Source organism: Myxococcus sp. AM011, assembly GCF_013372595.1.
Classification (GTDB): Bacteria; Myxococcota; Myxococcia; order Myxococcales; family Myxococcaceae; genus Myxococcus; species Myxococcus eversor.
The window spans coordinates 1-17854 of sequence record NZ_JABXEM010000006.1 but is presented as its reverse complement, the minus strand read 5'-3'; the positions used below and the strand labels follow the sequence as shown (position 1 = coordinate 17854).

The following is a 17854-nucleotide window of genomic DNA, read 5'->3' as shown; positions in this document are numbered from 1 at the left end:
AGCCATGCGCATCCTCTTCTGCGGTGTGGGCGCCATCGGCTCCCAGGCGGCCGTCCTGTGCCGCAACCTGGAGGCCACCCTGGTCTTCATCGACTTCGACCGGGTGGAGTCCAAGAACCTGCTCGCCCAGGCCTACGTGAAGCCCTCTGTCGGGAAGAACAAGGCCGAGGCCCTCAAGCTCCAGCTCCTCAACCTGCACGGCGTGAAGTCGGAGTCCTTCGGCGTGCGAGTCACCCGCGACAACGTGGCGGCCCTGTGTGGCGGCGCGGACCTGCTGGTGGACTGCTTCGACAACCAGGACAGCCGCCAGCTCCTCGGCGATTTCGCCCGGAGAGCAGGTAAGCCCCTGGTGCACGGCGCGGTGAGCGCGGACGGGACTTTTGGCCTTGTCCGCTGGGACGAGCGCTTCGTCCCGGATGCCGAGGACACCGCCGGGCAGGCCACCTGCGAGGGCGGCGCGCACCTGCCTCTCCTGGGCCTGCTGGCCGCCACCCTCGCCCGCTGCGTGCAGGACTTCGTCAAGCAGGGCATCAGGCGGGACGCACTCGTGAACCTCTCCTCCGTCGTCCCCACCTCGAGTCACTGACGTGATTTGACCAAGACGTCACACCCCACGCCCCACGCGGAGCCTCCCATGGCCCTGGACATCCTCTTCGACATGGAGACGAGCGACCCCGACGACGCGCTCACGCTCTGCCTGTTGGCCACGCACCCCGCCGTCACCCTGAGGGCGGTGACCGTGACGCCGGGCACACTCGCTCAGGTGGGAATGGTGAGACACCTGCTCGCGCGTGCCGGCCGGAGTGACATACCCGTCGGCGCGCGCAATCCAGCAGCGGAGAAGGAGAGCCTCTCGGCTTTCCATACGAAGTGGCTGGGCCCCCTGCCTCCCGCCGCGCCGGATGCCCTGGCGCACGAGGTGCTGGCACTCGCGCTCGGGCGATTTCCCGAGGCGACACTGGTGACGGGCGCGCCGCTCCAGAATCTGCGGCTGCTCCTGGAGCACCATCCGGACCTCCACCTGCGTCGTTGGGTGGCACAGGGCGGCTTCGCGGGTGACAACGTGGTCCCTCCGGAGCACCGGCTGCCCAAGTTCGAGGGCCGGCGCACCTGCCCGACCTTCAACTTCAACGGAGACCCCAAGGGCGCGCTGCTGGCCCTCTCCTCGGACCGAGTGGGTCGACGCGAGCTGGTGTCCAAGAACGTCACCCATGGACTGGCCTATGACGGCGCCTTCCACGAGCGGATGAGGCCCTACGCCTCGGCGACGCCCGGGCTGGCGCTCATCTTCGAGGCCATGGAGCGCTACCTGGCACAGCGGCCCGAAGGAAAGCTCCTGCACGACCCCATCGCCGCATGCGCGGCCATCGACCCGGGAATCGTCACCTGGGCGGAAGTAGAGATGGTGCGCGAGCGCGGAGAGTGGGGAGCCGAGCTGGCGCAAGGCACCCGGACGTTCATCTCGGTGGCCCTGGACCCCGAGCGCTTCTTCCGAACCTTCGTGGGAATCGACGCCGCGACAAATTAATCGCGGCGCTGTCAGGGATGAAAATCAACCGCCGTAGATTCCCCCAGAAAGGAGCGGTGACATGACAACGGCGAAGATGCAGTCGAACGAGACGAAGCGCAGCTATCGACACAACCTCTGGTCCCAGTTCGACGCCGCCTCCTGCTCCTTCTCGAGCACAGGCTCGATTCGCAACGTGGGATTCAGCCACCTTCACGGCCATCCGCCCGTACCCTGCTGACGCTCGCGCTTCGTCACTGACGCGCCAAGCCACGCAGAGGCCGGGCTCCCATCCAGGGGACCCGGCCTTTCGGCTTTCGGGCCTCCAATCCAGGGGACGTAGAGCGTTACGGCAGACGCGCGGGCCTGTAGAGCCCGAGCCCGACAGGGCCTGCTGGGTTCAACTCCCAGCGTCCCCATGCTCCGCACGAGCAGGGCTGCATCATCCAAACCCAGACGTAATTTTCCAGGGGTATAGCTCAAAGGCAGAGCACTCGCTTGATAAGCGGGTGATCCCGGTTCGACTCCGGGTACCCCGACTCCATGTTGGCCGAAGGCGATTGGTGAGCCACCGGGATGTGACCCCGGGGAAGAGGGTTCGATTCCCTCCGGTCAACCTGACAGTCCCAGCTCTCTGACAACTGAATCGTCGTGGTGAATGCACGCCGCCTGCTCACACAGGGGTGGCGGCAAAATGCCTCCGTAGCTCATTGGTAGAGCATCCGCCTCTTAAGCGGACGGCGAGGGTTCGAATCCCTCCGGAGGTACTCGAAGCAGCAGCAACGCGGGTGTCGTCCAGCGGCAGGATGGCGGTTTCCCATACCGTCGACACGGGTTCGAATCCCGTCACCCGCTTCACATGTGTCACTTCCATACCGGAGTCGTCTAATCAGCAGGATGGCGGATTCTGACTCCGCAGGCGCAGGTGCGATTCCTGCCTCCGGTTCTCTCTTCACGCAGCACATTCCCCGGTAGCTCAATGGCAGAGCGCGCGGCTGTTAACCGCGAAGTTGGGGGTTCGAGTCCCTCCCGGGGAGCTTGCAACAGACGCAACTGGCCAGTTCCGCCCGGGGTGGCAACGGTCTGCAAAACCGTTTGGGACGGGTTCGACTCCCGTATTGGCCTCACTTTCATTGCCGACCTGGCGTAGGTGGTCCGCGCGCCCGTCTGAAGAGCGGGAGGACTCGGTTCGATTCCGAGGGTCGGCACTTCGCAGCACGTTTCACTTCATAGGCCGCGCTCCGGGAGCAGCTTGGACTCCAAATCCGAGCGCGCGGGGTTCAACTCCCTGGCGGCCTGCTCGTTTCGCCCCTGTAGCTCAACTGGTAGCAGCACCGGTTTCGTAAACCGGGGGTTGTCGGTTCGAACCCGACCGGGGGCACTTCACGCAACACGCAGTCGTCACATGGGTTCGTGGCTCAATGGGAGAGCACTCGGTTTGCACCCGAGGGGTTCCGGGTTCGAGTCCCGGCGGATCCACTTCATGCCCTTGTAGCTCAGTGGATGAGAGCGCACGGTTCCGAACCGTGAGGTCGCAGGTTCAATCCCTGCCAGGGGCACTCGCTTCAGCCAAAGCCATTCCGCTTCCGTAGCTCAGTGGATTCAGAGCAGGCGCGTCCTAAGCGCGAGGTCGCAGGTTCGAATCCTGCCGGGAGCACACACGTTTCACGTTTTTTCTGCGGGGAGAGGCTGGTGCCTCACCGGGCCTCATAAGCCTGGCCTCCAGGGTTCGACTCCCTGCTCCGCAACTCTTCATGCACGCCGAGCCAGCTGGAGACGGCGACGGTCCCACACACCGTTTTCGCCGGGTTCGATCCCCGGGGCGTGCACTCGTATTTCCGTGGTCTTGCCGGTGTAGCCCAATGGGTAGAGGTGCCAGGTCGAGAACCTGGAGGATGCGGGTTCGACTCCCGCCACCGGCACTGTCGTCGCAGTCCGTAGCCCGCAGTCGCAAGTCAGCAGGACATCCCGAAGTCCGTCCGCGTAGCCCAAACGGGAGAGGCCGCCGGCTCAAACCCGGCACAGTGCGAGTTCGACTCTCGCCGCGGATACAACCGAAAGGCGTTGCGTCATGGAGACGCTGGTTCTCAGTCAGTCCTTCGAGCCCGTCGCGCGGATTCCCTGGCAGCGCGCGGTGATGCTCATCTTCCAGGGCAAGGTCGAGGTGGTCGAGGAGTACGAGGACCGCTTCGTGCGCTCGGTGACGGTGGAGATCCGCATGCCCTCCGTCATTCGTTTCTTCCGCGGGCTGCGCAAGGGCCCCAAGGGCGTGAAGTTCAGCCGGGAGAACGTCTACCTGCGAGACCGCTGCCGCTGCCAGTACTGCGGCCTCAAGGTGTCTCGCGCTGAGGCGACGTATGACCACGTCCTGCCTCGGGCCCAGGGTGGCCGGACGTCCTGGGACAACGTCGTCATCGCGTGTGTGCCCTGCAACCAGAGGAAGGGCAACCGGACTCCGGAGCACGCGAAGATGGCGCTGCGCTGCGCCCCGGTGAAGCCCAAGAAGCTGCCGGACGCGATGCACCTGACGTTCGTCTTCGAGCAGGGCATGCCCATGTCGTGGGCCAAGTTCCTCAGAGACGTGGCGTACTGGCATGGCGAGTTGGAGGCTTGAGGTCCCAGGACGGTGCGCCTGGAGGGGATGAGGAGGTCCGCCAGAGGCGGCCTCCCGCCCATGGACCTCCCCGCGAGCCGGCAGGCGGGTGCGCTGCTGCCGGCGACTTTTCTGGAAGACCGACGCTGGAGGCCGGCGGCCCGTTTCGAAAACGGTGCGGGTGCATGACGCGCTCGGGGTTCGAGTCCCCTGTCTTCCGCTGTGACTTGGAGCATGCGGGCCGGGTGGCCGGCCGCCTGGCTGGAAACCAGGAGAGCCCTTCGGGGCTCGTGGTTCGACTCCACCGTGTTCCGCTCGCTTCACATGTTTGGAAGTTGGACTGGCGATGGCGCCAGGCCCCGCTGCTACCGGGTGCGAGCCGGCCTTCCGGCTTGAGGTTCGAGTCCTCCGACTTCCGCTTCCCTCCGGCCTCGGGCCAGGGGATTCCGGCCGCCCGCCGGGATTGCGCGCTCACCTCGACGGTTCAGCGGTTAGAGTGCGTGCTCCGGCGAGGGGGCGGCTGACGACACATGGCGACGAGGAAGAGCGAGGACCAGGAGCGACTCATCGACCGGGACCTGACCGCGTTGGCCCGAGAGGGTCGGCTGCCGGCCGCGCATGGCGTGGACGCCGCGGTGACGGAGGTTCTGGGCCTGCTGACGCGCGGTGGCAAACACCCGCTGCTGGCGGGAGACCCCGGCGTGGGCAAGAGCGCGCTCGTGCAGGAGGTGGCGCGCCGCATCGCAGAAGGGCGCGTGGACGCGGAGCTGACGCAGTCGCGTCTGGTCGAGGTGTCCGTCGCCAACATCCTCGCGCGAAGCACCCAGCGCCAGGCCGCGGAGAGCTTCGAGGAGCTGCTGGCCCACCTGGCGCGGCACCCTTGTCCCATCGTCTACATCCGGGATTTGCCAGCGGCGCTGGGCGGGCCCCTGGCCCCCGTGGCCGTGCGCGCGCTGCGCACCGGGGGACTGCGCTTCATCTTCGAGACGGAGCCCAAGCGCGTGCAGGAGCTGCTGCGCTCCGACGAGGCGCTGGCGGAGCGGCTGCACCTGCTCCCCCTGCACGAGCCCCCGCTGGAGAAGGCGCGCTGGATACTGGGCCGGGTGGCGGAGGAGCTGGAGCGCGAGCTGCGCCTGCCCATCGACCCGGCCGCGTGCGATTTGGCCCTGCGGCTGTCGTCCAAGTTCCTGCTGGCGCAGCGCATGCCGCGCAAGGCCATCGAGCTCTTGAAGGAGACGGCGGCGGAGGCCGCGAGCGCGGCCAAGGACCATGTCGGTCCCGAGGACGTGCTCACCCGATTCTGTTCCGCCACGCGCCTGCCGCGCTTCGTGGTGGACGACGCGATGCCGTTGGACCTGGAGGAGACGGAGCGCTTCTTCGGGGAGCGGCTGCTCGGCCAGACGGACGCGGTGGGCGCGGTGCTCCGCTCGGTGGCGCTGCTCAAGGCGGGGCTGAACGACCCGCGCCGGCCGCTGGGCGTGTTCCTGTTCGCGGGTCCCACGGGCGTGGGAAAGACGCAGCTCGCGAAGCTGCTGGCGGAGTACCTCTTCGGCTCGGCGGACAGGCTGGTGCGCCTGAACATGGCGGACTACCCCAACGACGGTGACGAGAGCGTGCCCTTCGGCGCGTCCTGGGCCCCGGCGCTGGAGACGCGTCGCGGAGAGCTGAGCGCGCTCCTGGACGGCAAGGTGTTCTCCGTGCTGCTGCTCGACGAGTTCGAGAAGGCCGCGCGCAGCGTGCACGACCGCTTCCTCCAGCTCTTCGACGAGGGCACCTTCGTCAACGGCGCGGGCGAGGTCGTCTCGTGCAACAACACGCTCATCGTCGCCACGTCCAACGTGGGCGCGGAGGTGTACCGGGAGCCCGCCATGGGCTTCGCGGGCACCAAGCGCGCGGACGAGATGGTGTCGGAGGTCGACCGCCGCATCGGCGAGGCCTTCCGCCCCGAGTTCCTCAACCGCTTCGACGCCATCTGTCACTTCCAGCCCCTGTCCAAGGTGGACATCCGCAAAATCGCGCAGCGCGAGGTCGGCCGCGTGCTGGAGCGAGAGGGCATCCGCGCGCGCTCCCTGGACGTGGAGGTGACGCCCGAGGTCGTCGACCGGCTGGTGGAGCGCGGCTACTCGCCCCAGTTCGGCGCGCGCTACCTCCAGCGGGAAATCGAGAAGACGCTCACCGCGGCGCTGGCCGTGGAGATTGCCCGCAAGCCCCTGCCCCCTGGCACCCCCGTGCGCGTGGAAGCACGCCCCGGAGGCAGGGTCATCGCGGTGGCCGAGCCCGCCGCGCCACTGCCCTCGCCCACCGCGCAGCTGCTGTTGCCGTCCGCACGGGCGACGCCGGTGAAGCGGCGGCTGGACCGCAAGTCGCTGCTGGTGGAGATGGACCGGCTGGTGGGCAAGGCCCGCTCGCTGGCGGCCTCCGCTGGGCGGCCGGAGATGGAGGAGCGCCGCACGTCCCTGCTGACGGAGACGCAGGCGCCCAACCTCTGGGACGACCCCACGCACGCGGCGGATGTCATCCGGGCCTTCCGGACAGTCGAGGCCCACCTCAACGAGATGGAGCGACTGGAGGCCGCGTGTCTCTTCGGGCGGCGCCTGGTGCGCGAGGCGAAGAACGAGGTGCAGCTCGCCTCCGCGGCCCGGCAGGTTGAAGACGTCGCGCGCGAGGTACAGATGGCGGAGGCGCTCCACGCCTCCGGCTCCACCACCCTGGACAATGAAGCGCTGGTGGACATCTGCGCGAGCGACTCGGCGGAGACACAGGAGGCGTGGGTGCAGGAATTGGCCACCATGTACCTGGGCTGGGCGCAGCGGCGCGGCTACGAGGCGGTAGCGGTGGCGGAAGCCGACGAGCCGGCCCGCGTCGTGGTGCGCATCGCCGGCCCCGGAGCCTACGGCTTCCTCGCGGGCGAGGCGGGCATGCACCGACGGCTGGAGGACGAGAAGCGCCAGCGCGCCTATGTCCGCGTGCACCGGGGCGGCGCTCTCTCGGAGGAGGAGCTGGAGCTGCTGGAGGTGCTGGGCCGGCCCGTGAAGAGCCATGAGGGCACCTATCTCCAGCGCGTGCGCACCGAGGTGACGGTGAAGGACGAGTCCACCGGCCGGGTGCTGACGCTCACGGGCGCGGGCGAATTGGATGAGCTGAAGGACATCGCCGCTCGCGTGGTGGCCGGACAGGGCGGAAGCACGGACGAGGTGCGGCGCTACTACCTGGGCCGCAGCGCGCGGGTGGAGGACCCTCGCACCGGCGCCGGGACTCCTCGCGTGAAGGACGTGCTGCGCGGCGAGCTGGACGTGTTCATCGCCGCGTGGATTTCGCGCCCGCCGTCGGAGCCCCCGCTGGGGAGCTGAGCCGTCGGGAAAACAGTGAGGGGACGGGCCATCCCGCCCCGTCCCCTCGTCAAGACATCAGCGCGCTACTGGTTGATTTGGAGCGCGATGGCGCGGGAGTTGTTGTCCTCGCGCAGCTCCGTCAGCGACTGGTACGGGTCCACGTAGGCGCCCAGGAAGTAGGCGCCGCCCTGCCCCATCGCATCCATCGGCAACCACGCCGACACGTTCAGCGTCTGCGTGATGCAGTCACCCGGGTTCAGGGCGATGACATTCACGCCCCCCAGCTCACGCTGGTCCGAGTTGGCGTTGCCGCCAGGGCCCGGCATGGAGGGCTCCGGGGAGAGGTTCGCGTCGAGGGACGAGTAGAGCGACACCCAGGCCGGGGGGCTTGCCTGCGTACCCTGGTTGCACACGCGCACCGTCGAGGAGAAGGTGTTCCCCTGGAGGATGGAAGCAGGCCCCGTGAGCGAGGTGACGACGAGGTCCGGCCTCGTCCCCACTCCGATGAGCCCCTTCACGAAGGTGTTGTTGTCCTCGCGAAGCTCCTGCACCCCGCCGCTCGAGTCGACGAGCGCGCCCAGGAAAAAGGCGGTCCCCTGACCACCGGGCGGCACGTACGCGTTGGCGGTCGTGCTGCGCGAGATGCACTGGGCCGCGAGCAGGGACGGCACGGACACCGAGCCAATCATCACCTGGTCCGCCACCGTCGGCGACGTCGACAGGGAGAGCACATCGTCCAGCGACAGGACCACGTCGACGTACGTGGCGGCGCTGGACTGGGTCCCCTGGTTGCACACCGTCACCGTCGTGCTGAAGGACTGTCCCTGCGTCACGCTCGTGGGCGAGGTCATCGCGGTGATGACCAGGTCCGCGCGGCTGCCCACGCCGATGAGCCCCTTCACGAAGCTGTTGTTGTCCTCGCGCAGCTCCTGCACCGACGCCGGGTCATCGACGATGGCGCCCAGGTAGTACGCCCCGTCGCCCTGCGCGTCCGGCGGCAGCCACGCGGTGGCACTCACCGAGCGCGTCGCGCACTGCCCCACCGTCAGCGAAGGGATGCTCACGTTCGCGACCTCGGTCTGGTCTCCCGCGGGATAGCCGGGCCCTGACATCGGCGACAGGACCGCGTCCACCGACAGGAGGAGGCGCGCCTGCGTCGAGGTGCTGGGGGTGGTGCCCTGGTTGCACACCGTCACGCCGGCGGTGAACGGCTGGCTGATGGACGCGCTCGTGGGCGCGGTCATCGCGGTGATGACGAGGTCCGGCCGATTGCCAATGCCGATGGGACCCTTCACGAAGCTGTTGTTGTCCTCACGAAGCTCCTGCACGCTGGCCGGGTCATCGACGATGGCGCCCACGTAGTACGCCCCGTCGTTCCCCTGCGCGTCGGGCGGCAGCCCGGCCCAGGCCGTCGTCGAGCGCGTCGCGCACTGCCCCGGATTCAGCGACGGCAAGGGGACGTATCCCGCCGGAGACTGGTCCGTGGCCGGGGAGCCGCCGGGCCCGTACGGCATCGGCGTCAACACGGTGTCCGTCGACACGTAGATTTGCGCCTGCGTCGAGTAGCTGCTGGTGGTGCCCTGGTTGCACACCGTCACGGCGGCGGTGAAGGACTGACCATTCTGAAGGACTTGCGGCACGTTCAGCGCCGTGACGACAAGGTCCGGCCGGTTGCCCACGCCGATGAGGCCATTCACGAAGACGTTGTTGTCCTCGCGCAGCTCCTGCACGGAGCTCGGGTCATCCACGATGGCCGCCAGATAGTACGCGCCATCCCCCGTCCCATCCGGCGGCGGAGGACTCCCAGCGAACATGCCACTGCGCGTCAGGCACGCTCCGGCATTCAGCGCGGGCACGGGCATGGAGCCCAGCGGCACCTGGTCCAACGGCGGACCGCCAGGGCCAGCCGCCATCGGCGTCAGCGTCGTGTCCGTCGACAGGTAGAGCTGCGCCTGCGTCGAGGGGCTGGACTGGAGGCCCTGGTTGCAGAACGTCACCGTCGCGGCGAAGGACTGGCTGGAGTTGAAACTCGCGGGCCCGGTCATCGCGGTGATGATGAGGTCCGCACGGCTGCCCACGCCGACGAGTCCCTTCACGAAGGCATTGTTGTCCTCGCGAAGCTCCTGCACGGAGGCCGGCTCGTCCGCGATGGCCCCCACGTAGTAGGCCCCTTCTCCCTGCCCATCCATGGGGAAGTTCACCCAGGCACTCGTGCTGCGAGTCGCACACTGCCCCGGGCTCAGCGAGGGCAGGCCAATCATTCCCAACGGAGCCTGGTCCGTCGGCGGGGGTCCGCCAGGGCCAGGGCCGGGGGACATCGGCGTCAGCGTCGTGTCCATCGACAGGTAGAGCTGCGCGTTCGTCGAGGAGCTGCTGGTCGTGCCCTGGTTGCACACCGTCACCGACGCGGTGAAGGACTGACCGGGCGACAGGGTCGGCGGAACGTTCACGTCCGTGACGATGAGGTCCGGCCGGTTGCCCATGCCGACGAGCCCCTTCACGAAGACGTTGTTGTCCTCGCGCAACTCCTGCACGGAGCTGGGGTCGTCCACGATGGCCGCCAGATAGAACGCGGTGGCGTCCGTGGGGAACGGCGGAGGCGAAGCCCAGAGGTTCTCTCCGCGCGTCGCGCACTGACCGGGAGCCAGCCCCGGAATCATGATGTAGCCCATCGGCGACTGGTCACCCGGAGGAGGCCCCATGGGCCCCATGGGCGTCACCGTCGCGTCGATGGAGAGGTACAGCTGGGCCATCGCCGAGGTGCTCTGCGCCGTGCCCTGGTTGCAGACCGTCACGCTGAACGGAGCGGACTGTCCCGAGCTCAGGCTCGCCGGCGACGTCAACGCGGTGACGATGAGGTCCGGACGGTTGCCCACGCCGATGAGGTCCTTCGCATAGGTGTTGTTGTCCTCGCGCAGCTCCTGCACGGAGTTCCCGTCGTCCACGATGCCCCCCAGGTAGAAGGCACCGGGGCTGACGCCCGCGGGAGGCAGCCAGGCCTGGGCGGAACCGGAGCGCGTCACGCACTGCCCCGGGTTCAACAGGGGGACCTGCACCATGCCCACGTCCCGCTGGTCCGTGGGAGGCGCTCCCGGGCCCATCTGCGTCAGCACGGTGTCCAGCGACAGCAGGAGCCGCACGGACGTCGCATTGGCATAGGTCGTCCCCTGGTTGCAGACGCGCGCCTGGACCTCGAAGTTCTGACCATCCGACACACTGGCGGGACCGCGCAGCTCGGTGATGATGAGGTCGGAGCGGTTGCCCACGCCGATGAGGTCCTTCGCATAGGCGTTGTTGTCCTCCCGCAGCTCCTGCACCGACGCCGGGTCATCGACGATGGCGCCCAGGTAGAACGCCCCGGGGCCCGGCGACGCGGGCGGTTGCATCGCGTAGACCGAGACAGTGCGGCGGACACAGGCGCCCGCGTTCAGCGTCGTCTGGGTCTGCACCTCGCCAATCGGCGCCTGGTCCGTGGGAGGAGCGCCCGGGCCGGACGGCGTCAGCACGTTGTCGGTCGACAGGAAGAGCTGCGTGCGGACCGAGGGGACGCTCACGGTGCCCTGGTTGCACACCGTCACCGCCACGGTGAAGTACCCGCCCTGCGGCACGCTGGGAGGGCTCGACAGCTCGGTGATGACGAGGTCCGGCCGGTTGCCCACGCCGATGCGCGTCTGCGCATGGGTGTTGTTGTTCTCGTTCAGCTCCGCCACGGACTGGTTCGCGTCGACGATGGCGCCCAGGAAATAGGCACCGTCACCCTGCGCCGCGGGAGGCAACCAGGACGTACCGGGCACGCGGACGTCCGAGCACTGGCCGGCCGACAGGTCCACCTGGAGCGTCTCCTGGCCCGCCAGGGACTGGTCCGTCGGAGGAGGCATCGTCGTCAGCGGGGACAGTACGTTGTCCACGGACAGCAGCACCGCCACGCGGGAGCCCCGGTACGCGGGGGCCGTGCCCTGGTTGCAGACCGTCACCGTCGTGGTGAACGAACTCCCCGAGATGACACTCGCGGGGCCTCGGACGTCCGTCACCACCAGGTCGGGCCCCGGGTTCAGGGAACTCGACGCCGTCTCCAGTGCGGGTTGCTCCTGTGCGGGCTCTCCACCCGAACAGCCCGTGCCCACACCGACAAACAAGCCCATGACCAGCCACCTCGTGGCGGTCGCGCTCCACTCCAGCCTCTTCATGAAGTCTCCCGTTGCATGGCATGCGGAGCGACACGGCGGACGCCGGGTCGGACTCCAGGCACGCGCCCTAAGTGCGTAGCAGGAAGACTGAAAGTACCGAAGTGCCTGGGAGGTATTGCTCCCAGGGAAGCCTCATGAAGTCTGAAAAGACTCCAGCAAACCCCAGCCGACTCTCGGAGCTTGAGGTTCCATGAAACAAACGGGGCGATGTCGACACCTGAATGTTTCCAAATGTGTCGCGAGACGCATGTCACATCCACCGATGTTTCAAGCGGGTCTCAGCGGACCACGCCGGCCAGGCGCGCGGGCGCGGGCGCGGTGGGCGAGACGGCCACGGCCCTGCCGAGCGTCCCCGCGCTCTGGGGGAAGGGGCCTCGCGCCAGCTCGTGCCCCGCGGGGTCCAGCACCTGCGCATAGACAGTCTTGAAGCCCTTCTTCAGGCCCACCGACTGGTGAGGCTCGCCCTTGCTGTCGGCGACCATGAAGAGCGAGGAGTCGAGTTCAGGGGGCGGCGACTCGCCGTGCCGCTGGAAGAGGTCTCGCATGAGGTCGAGCGACTCCGCGTGGCTCTTGCGAATCTCGCCCTTCGCCATGCCCTTGAAGAGACCCGGGACGTCACGCAGGTCCACGCGGACCACGACGATGGGTTTGACCGCTCGGACGTCGTACACGAACTTGTAGGCGTGCTCCTTCAGCTCCTCCCGGGTGCCCTTGTTGGCATACAGCACCACGGTGGGACGCCCCTTCCCGATGGGGACTTCCTTTCCGAACACGTCCTTCAGCTCGGCGGCATGCGCTGGCAGGACTCCCAGGACGCCCAGCAGACCTACGAGCGCGGCGAACTTCCTCATGTGACGTGTCCTTTCAAAAGACGTTGTGATGGGTGCAACGGCTTCTACGAACACCACCGCCTCCATCCCGAATCCCTGGCGACGTCCACCGGTGGCTCCATGGGACACCCGCTCACCAGGCCACACGACTCCTGCGCGCCCGCTCGGTTGCTCGGCGGCACCGCCTCTGCTATCGCCTTGCCCCGCGCCTCCAGAGGCGCGCGGGGGATGTCCATGATTGAGCGGTTCCGGAAGTTGCCATTCATTGCCACGCTGCTGCTGGGGACGCTCCATGCATCCGCGTTCGCCGCCCAGCCTTTCGAACAGGGCATGGTCACCATCACGTTGGATGACGGATGGTCCACGCAGTACACGAAGGCCCGGCCCGCGCTCAACGCGAGGAACATCCCCGCTACGTATGCCCTCATCACCCAGGCGCTCGCGCAGGGCTGGGGTGGTTACATGAGCATCGCGCAAGCGCAGACACTGGTCGCCGAGGGCAACGGCATCGCCAGCCACACGCTGACCCATCCGGACCTGACCACGCTGTCCGCGCCCGAGCTGGAGTCGGAGCTCGGGGACTCGCGGGACTGGCTGGTGACGAACCTGGGGCTGACGTCGGTGCCCGACTTCGTCATCCCCTATGGGCTCTATGACGCCAACGTGCTCGCGGCCATCCGGCAGCATTACGGCAGCAGCCGCACGGTGAACGCCGGGCGCAACTTCCGCGACACCCTCGTCTACGAGCTGCGGGGCAACGACGTGGCTCGCAACGTGCCGGTGAGCACGGTGCGCGGCTGGATTGACCAGGCGCTCGTGGAGAAGAGCTGGCTCATCCTCGTGTTCCACGAGTTCGTGGACGGCACGCCGACGCGCGACACGCAGTACCGGACGTCGAACTTCACGACCATCCTGAACTACATCCAGACGCGCGGCGCGCGCACCGTGACGCTGTCCCAGGGCCTGGCGCTGATGGACGGCCGCACCGAGCCGGACCCGTCCTCGGGCGTGTCCATCTATGGCGACGCATTGGAGAGCGGTTTCGCGGATTGGAGCTGGGCGGAGCACTCGCTCGAAGAGACGGGCATCGTCCACGCGGGCTCGGCCTCCATCCGCTTCGAGCCGGACACGTGGGCGGGGGTGCTCCTGCATCACTCGGGTGTGGAGGTCGCGGGGTACCAGTCCCTGGAGCTGTGGGTCCATGGCGGCACCGCCGGGGGACAGTCGGTGCGCGTCGTATTGCATGACGGCACCGATGTGCTCGGGACGATGCGGCTGGATGAGGCCCTGGGCGGACCGCTGGTCGCCGGCGAGTGGCGGAAGGTGACGCTGTCGTTCGATGCGATGGGCGCGACGTCGGGCACGCTGCGCGACCTGTACTTCCAGGACGACTCCGGGGATGACCAGGCGGCAGTGTACCTGGACGACATCTCGCTCGTTCCCAGGTGAAGGGATTCGAGGCGGGGCGGAGAGGGATTCCGCTTCGCCGCGCCATATCCAGCTGAACACTTGCGGGCCCAGGTCAATACCTGGCGGGCTTCTTGACGGGGCCCCCTTCTCAGAAACCTGTCACGTGGTGGAACATCCCGGTTCGTGTCCTGCTTCGACGAGAAGACCGCGCGGGCGCTGGCCACCGGAATGCTCTCCGCCGTGGAGGCACAGCGTCTTCGGCGCCACGCGGAGGGCTGCCGTCAGTGCGCGGCGCTCCTGACCCGTGTGACGCCGCCTGGCACGGCCGCTCGTCGAATCACACTCGTGCAAGACGGGGCCACGGACCTGGCCATCCCGCGCCCCACGCTGCTGGGCGATGCGTTGGACCTCGAGTTGCCCACCGAGCCCGTCCGGACCGCCAAGTCCGCGCGCGCTTCCAATGACAGCTCAGCATCGGCCAAGGCGCCTCCGCAGACCTCACACAATCCCGGTGCGCCCGCGGTCTCCGCGGAGGCAGAGCCGCACACGGACGCCTTTGCGCGCCCGCTGACTTCGAGCCCCAGGGCCCCTACCCTGTTGGACCCCGACCTCCATGCGGCATTGGAGTCGAGGCTGCGCGCGGACGGTTCGAGTGAGTTGACGGAGGAGGCGCCTCCGGATGCCGGAACACTGATTGCGCCTCTGCCACGTCGTCCAGGTGAAGCAGGCGCGCAGCAACCCATGTCTGGCGCGGGAGCATCCGCATCGCGGGCTCAACCGGATGTTGGGGCACGTTCGCGCGCGGCCACTCCGCAACCTTCCGCGAGCGCGGCGGGCAAGTCGGGCGCACCGGCCCAGCCTTCGTCCGGTGCGAGCACACCAGCCTCGGCGGCTTCGTCCGGTGCGGCGAGCCCACGCATCAAGACACCCGAGGCGCGTCCCAGCACGACCTCACCACCAGCTCCGCCCGCACCATCCAGCGGAGCGAGTTCGCGCGTACAGCCACCCGCGAGCGCATCCCCACATCCCGCGCCTCAACCATCGTCATCCATCGGTGCGAGCTCGCGCATCCAGCCGCCACAGTCCTCGCCTTCCTCTGCATCGGCCGGCGCCGCGGGCTCACGCGGGCCTCCCGCTGACGTGGGCACCCTGATTGCGCCTCCGCCACAACCACCCGCGGGCGAGGGCACCTGGGCTGCTCCTCCTCCCGCCCCTCCGCTGGGCTCCAGCGTGCGTGTCCCTCCTCCCGCGCAGGGTGCACAGGGGCGCTCACGTCATCCCGACGATGGCGCCGCTCGCAAGGGCGAGGCGAGGGAGACTGCATCGCGCGCCTCGGTGGGGCGCTACCACATCCTCGACAAGCTGGGCTCCGGCGGAATGGGCGTCGTCTACAGCGCCTATGACCCGGACCTCCATCGTCGCGTGGCCATCAAGCTGCTCCACCCGGACGCCAACACCGTGGTCCGCACCGACGGCGCCTCTCGCCTGCTGCGCGAAGCCCAGGCCATGGCCCGCCTCTCCCACCCCAACGTCGTCTCCGTCTACGACGCGGGCACCTTCGCCGGTCGCGTCTTCATCACCATGGAGCTCGTCGAGGGCCTGTCCCTCCGTCACTGGCTTCGCGCCGAACATCGCTCCTGGCGCGAGGTCCTCGACCTCTTCCTTCAGGCGGGCCAAGGACTCGCCGCCGCCCACGCCGCCGGACTCGTCCACCGCGACTTCAAGCCCGCCAACGTGCTCGTCAACCGGGACGGCCGCGCCCAGGTGACGGACTTCGGCCTCGCACGCAACACCACGGACCAGGACGCCATGGAGGAAGGGCGTCCCACCACCCCCTCACGACTCGCGCTGCGCGAGGAGGACCTGCTCGAATCGCCCCTCACCGAGGCCGGCCTCGTCATGGGCACCCCCGCGTACATGCCGCCCGAGCAACACGAGGACGGCCGCACCGATGCGCGCGGCGACCAGTTCAGCTTCTGCGCCTCGCTCTACGAAGCCCTCTACGGCCAGCTCCCCTTCGAAGGGAAACAAGCCACCGCCTACCTCCAGGAGTCCCTCGCAAACCGCGTGCGCCAGCCCCCGCGCGGCAGCCGCGTCCCCGCCTGGCTGTTCCGCGCCGTCACCCGAGGCCTCTCGCCCACGCCCGACGCGCGCTACCCCTCCATGGAGGCCCTGCTGACGGAGCTCGGCAAGGACTCGTCCGTTGCGTGGCGACGCCGGAGCATCCTGGCCGCCGGATTCCTCCTCATCTACGGCTTCATGGGCGTCACCTGGTGGATGGGCAACCGTCGCCACGCCCCGTGTCTGCGCCCCGAGGCTCGACTGGCTGGCATCTGGGATGCCTCGCGCAAGGACACCGTGAGCCGGGCCTTCGCCGCCACGAACAAACCCCAGGCCCCCGAGTTCTTCTCCCGCGTGGCCCAGAGCCTGGACACCTTCGCCCAGGAGTGGGCCGGTATGCACCAGGAGGCCTGCGAGGCCACGCGTGTGCACGGCCATCAGTCGGACGCCGTGCTGTCGCTGCGCATGGCCTGCCTGGAGCGCCGTCGCTCCACGCTGGATGCCGTGGTGGGCGTGCTCGCGCAGACCGACGCGGAGTCCCTCACCACCTCGCTGGACGCGGCCCAGCGCCTGCCCTCCGTCGCCGACTGCGCGAACGTGGACGCGCTGCGCATGGGGCTCCCCGAGTCTCCCGAGCAGCGCCAGCGCGTGGAGAAGATCCGCGCCAGCCTGGACCGCACCACCGCGCTGGTGGACGCCGGTCGCTATGAGCAGGCCAACGGGGAGCTGAAGGCGACACTGGAGCAGGCTCGCGCGCTCGACTACCGCCCCGTTCTCGCGGAGGCCCTGGAGCTGGAAGGCCGGCTCGGACTGGTGCTCGGCGATGAGGCGCGCGCGCAGACGGCACTGCGCGAGGCCCTGCTCACCGCGCAGGCCACGCGCCACGACGAGGTGGCCGCACGCGCCGCCGCGCGACTGGTCACCACCCTGTCCCAGACGCCCGCGTTGGAGGAGTGGAGCATCGCGCAGGCGAAGTCCTGCATCGAGCGCGCGGGTGGCACCCCGGACCTGGAGGCCCTGCTCCAGACGAGCCTCGCGCGCAACGCCTTCCTCCGGGGCCAGTACGCGCAGGCCGCCGAGGCCTTCGGCCGCTCCGCGACGCTGCGAGAGCAGGCCCACGGTGCCGTGCACCTGCTCACGCTCGAGTCCCTGCGCAATCAGGCCGCCTCCCTCTCCCGCACGCCCGAGACGGAGCACACCGCCCGCCTGCTGCGCCGCGTGCTGGAGACGACGAAGGAGGTCATGGGGCCCGACCATCCCCAGACGGCGATGGCCGCCAACGCGGTGGGCTACCACCTGACCGTCAGCCGCCGCTTCGAGGAGGCCATCCCCTTCCTCGAGCAGGCCATCGCGCTGGAGGAGCGGGCGATGGGTGCGAACAGCGCCACGCTCAGCTATCCCCTCAACAATCTCGCCAGCGCATTGGAACCGCTCCGCCGCTATGCCGACGCGCGGAAGCTTCGCGAACGCGCCCTGGCGCTGGACCTCCAGACGCACGGCCCCGCGCATCCGGAGACCGCATCGGATTGGGCGCTGCTGGCGGAGCTGGCCCTGAGCGAGGGCCGCACCCGCGACGCGGTGGACCTGGCCCTGCGCAGCACGAAAGCCTACGAGACCTTCCAGAAGGGGCATCCCGACCAGGCCACGCCGCTCACCACGCTTGGACTCGCCCAGCTCGCCCTGGGCAAGCCGCGCGAGGCTCGCGCCACCCTGGAGCGCGCGCTGACCTTGCGCACCGCCGCGCCCGGCCCGGGAGATGGACTCGCGGCCACCCGCTTCGCCCTGGCCCGCGCCCTGCCCTCCAACGAGGTCTCCCGCGCACGCGCCCTCGCCCAGCAGGCCCTGGGCTTCTACGGCGCGGAGCCCGCCGGCTGGTCCACCGAAGCCCAGCGCGTCAAGACGTGGATGAGCGGGCGCACCACCCCGCCCCCCTG

9 protein-coding genes and 17 tRNA genes are annotated in these 17854 nt (G+C 68.8%); 24 read left to right on the top strand and 2 right to left on the bottom strand.

Annotation, left to right across the window (positions count from 1 at the left end; translation table 11 throughout):
• The first annotated feature begins 4 nt into the window (after positions 1 to 4).
• The 22 genes from HUW62_RS02305 (at position 5) to HUW62_RS02200 (ending at position 7450) form a co-directional block, all read left to right on the top strand.
• Positions 5 to 586 carry a ThiF family adenylyltransferase gene (locus HUW62_RS02305; protein ID WP_176433437.1) on the top strand — a complete coding sequence of 194 codons (582 nt, stop codon included), beginning with the start codon at positions 5 to 7 and terminating at the stop codon, positions 584 to 586.
• Positions 587 to 634: 48 nt separating this feature from the next.
• On the top strand, positions 635 to 1528 hold the full coding sequence (locus HUW62_RS02300) for a nucleoside hydrolase (protein WP_176433436.1): 894 nt from the start codon (positions 635 to 637) through the stop codon (positions 1526 to 1528).
• A gap of 61 nt (positions 1529 to 1589) precedes the next feature.
• Positions 1590 to 1748 carry a hypothetical protein gene (locus HUW62_RS02295; protein WP_176433435.1) on the top strand — a complete coding sequence of 53 codons (159 nt, stop codon included), beginning with the start codon at positions 1590 to 1592 and terminating at the stop codon, positions 1746 to 1748.
• A 92-nt stretch (positions 1749 to 1840) separates the two neighbouring features.
• Positions 1841 to 1926 (top strand) — tRNA-Tyr (locus HUW62_RS02290).
• Positions 1927 to 1975: 49 nt separating this feature from the next.
• Positions 1976 to 2046 (top strand) — tRNA-Ile (locus HUW62_RS02285).
• Between the two features lie 7 nt (positions 2047 to 2053).
• Positions 2054 to 2124 (top strand) — tRNA-His (locus tag HUW62_RS02280).
• Between the two features lie 79 nt (positions 2125 to 2203).
• Positions 2204 to 2274: transfer RNA gene (locus HUW62_RS02275), tRNA-Lys, on the top strand.
• A 17-nt stretch (positions 2275 to 2291) separates the two neighbouring features.
• A tRNA-Gly gene (locus HUW62_RS02270) sits at positions 2292 to 2362 on the top strand.
• A gap of 19 nt (positions 2363 to 2381) precedes the next feature.
• Positions 2382 to 2453 (top strand) — tRNA-Gln (locus tag HUW62_RS02265).
• Positions 2454 to 2472: 19 nt separating this feature from the next.
• Positions 2473 to 2544 (top strand) — tRNA-Asn (locus HUW62_RS02260).
• 18 nt (positions 2545 to 2562) lie between these two features.
• A tRNA-Cys gene (locus tag HUW62_RS02255) sits at positions 2563 to 2632 on the top strand.
• 10 nt (positions 2633 to 2642) lie between these two features.
• Positions 2643 to 2715: transfer RNA gene (locus HUW62_RS02250), tRNA-Phe, on the top strand.
• A gap of 99 nt (positions 2716 to 2814) precedes the next feature.
• Positions 2815 to 2888 (top strand) — tRNA-Thr (locus HUW62_RS02245).
• Positions 2889 to 2914: 26 nt separating this feature from the next.
• Positions 2915 to 2986, top strand: a tRNA-Ala gene (locus HUW62_RS02240).
• Positions 2987 to 2992: 6 nt separating this feature from the next.
• Positions 2993 to 3066, top strand: a tRNA-Arg gene (locus tag HUW62_RS02235).
• Positions 3067 to 3089: 23 nt separating this feature from the next.
• Positions 3090 to 3164, top strand: a tRNA-Arg gene (locus HUW62_RS02230).
• Positions 3165 to 3184: 20 nt separating this feature from the next.
• Positions 3185 to 3255, top strand: a tRNA-Met gene (locus HUW62_RS02225).
• A gap of 100 nt (positions 3256 to 3355) precedes the next feature.
• A tRNA-Leu gene (locus tag HUW62_RS02220) sits at positions 3356 to 3429 on the top strand.
• Between the two features lie 55 nt (positions 3430 to 3484).
• A tRNA-Leu gene (locus HUW62_RS02215) sits at positions 3485 to 3558 on the top strand.
• A 20-nt stretch (positions 3559 to 3578) separates the two neighbouring features.
• On the top strand, positions 3579 to 4121 hold the full coding sequence (locus HUW62_RS02210) for an HNH endonuclease (protein WP_141646017.1): 543 nt from the start codon (positions 3579 to 3581) through the stop codon (positions 4119 to 4121).
• A gap of 208 nt (positions 4122 to 4329) precedes the next feature.
• A tRNA-Ser gene (locus tag HUW62_RS02205) sits at positions 4330 to 4414 on the top strand.
• 216 nt (positions 4415 to 4630) lie between these two features.
• The gene (locus HUW62_RS02200) at positions 4631 to 7450 is read left to right on the top strand and encodes an AAA family ATPase (protein ID WP_163868178.1); all 2820 of its coding nucleotides are present in this window, start codon (positions 4631 to 4633) and stop codon (positions 7448 to 7450) included.
• 65 nt (positions 7451 to 7515) lie between these two features.
• On the opposite strand, the gene HUW62_RS02195 is transcribed toward HUW62_RS02200, so the two are convergent.
• Entirely contained in the window at positions 7516 to 11619 is a 4104-nt protein-coding gene (locus HUW62_RS02195) for a CARDB domain-containing protein (RefSeq protein ID WP_176433434.1), read from the bottom strand.
• Between the two features lie 278 nt (positions 11620 to 11897).
• Positions 11898 to 12470 (bottom strand): hypothetical protein, encoded by a 573-nt coding sequence (locus tag HUW62_RS02190; RefSeq protein WP_163868180.1) that lies wholly within the window; start codon positions 12468 to 12470, stop codon positions 11898 to 11900.
• Between the two features lie 213 nt (positions 12471 to 12683).
• On the opposite strand from HUW62_RS02190, the gene HUW62_RS02185 reads away from it, so the two are divergent.
• Together HUW62_RS02185 and HUW62_RS02180 are read left to right on the top strand one after the other, a co-directional pair.
• Entirely contained in the window at positions 12684 to 13898 is a 1215-nt protein-coding gene (locus HUW62_RS02185) for a polysaccharide deacetylase family protein (RefSeq protein WP_176433433.1), read from the top strand.
• Positions 13899 to 14999: 1101 nt separating this feature from the next.
• Positions 15000 to 17854, top strand: a 2855-nt coding sequence (locus HUW62_RS02180) for a tetratricopeptide repeat protein (protein WP_368670324.1), incomplete at its 3' end; no start/stop codon positions are given.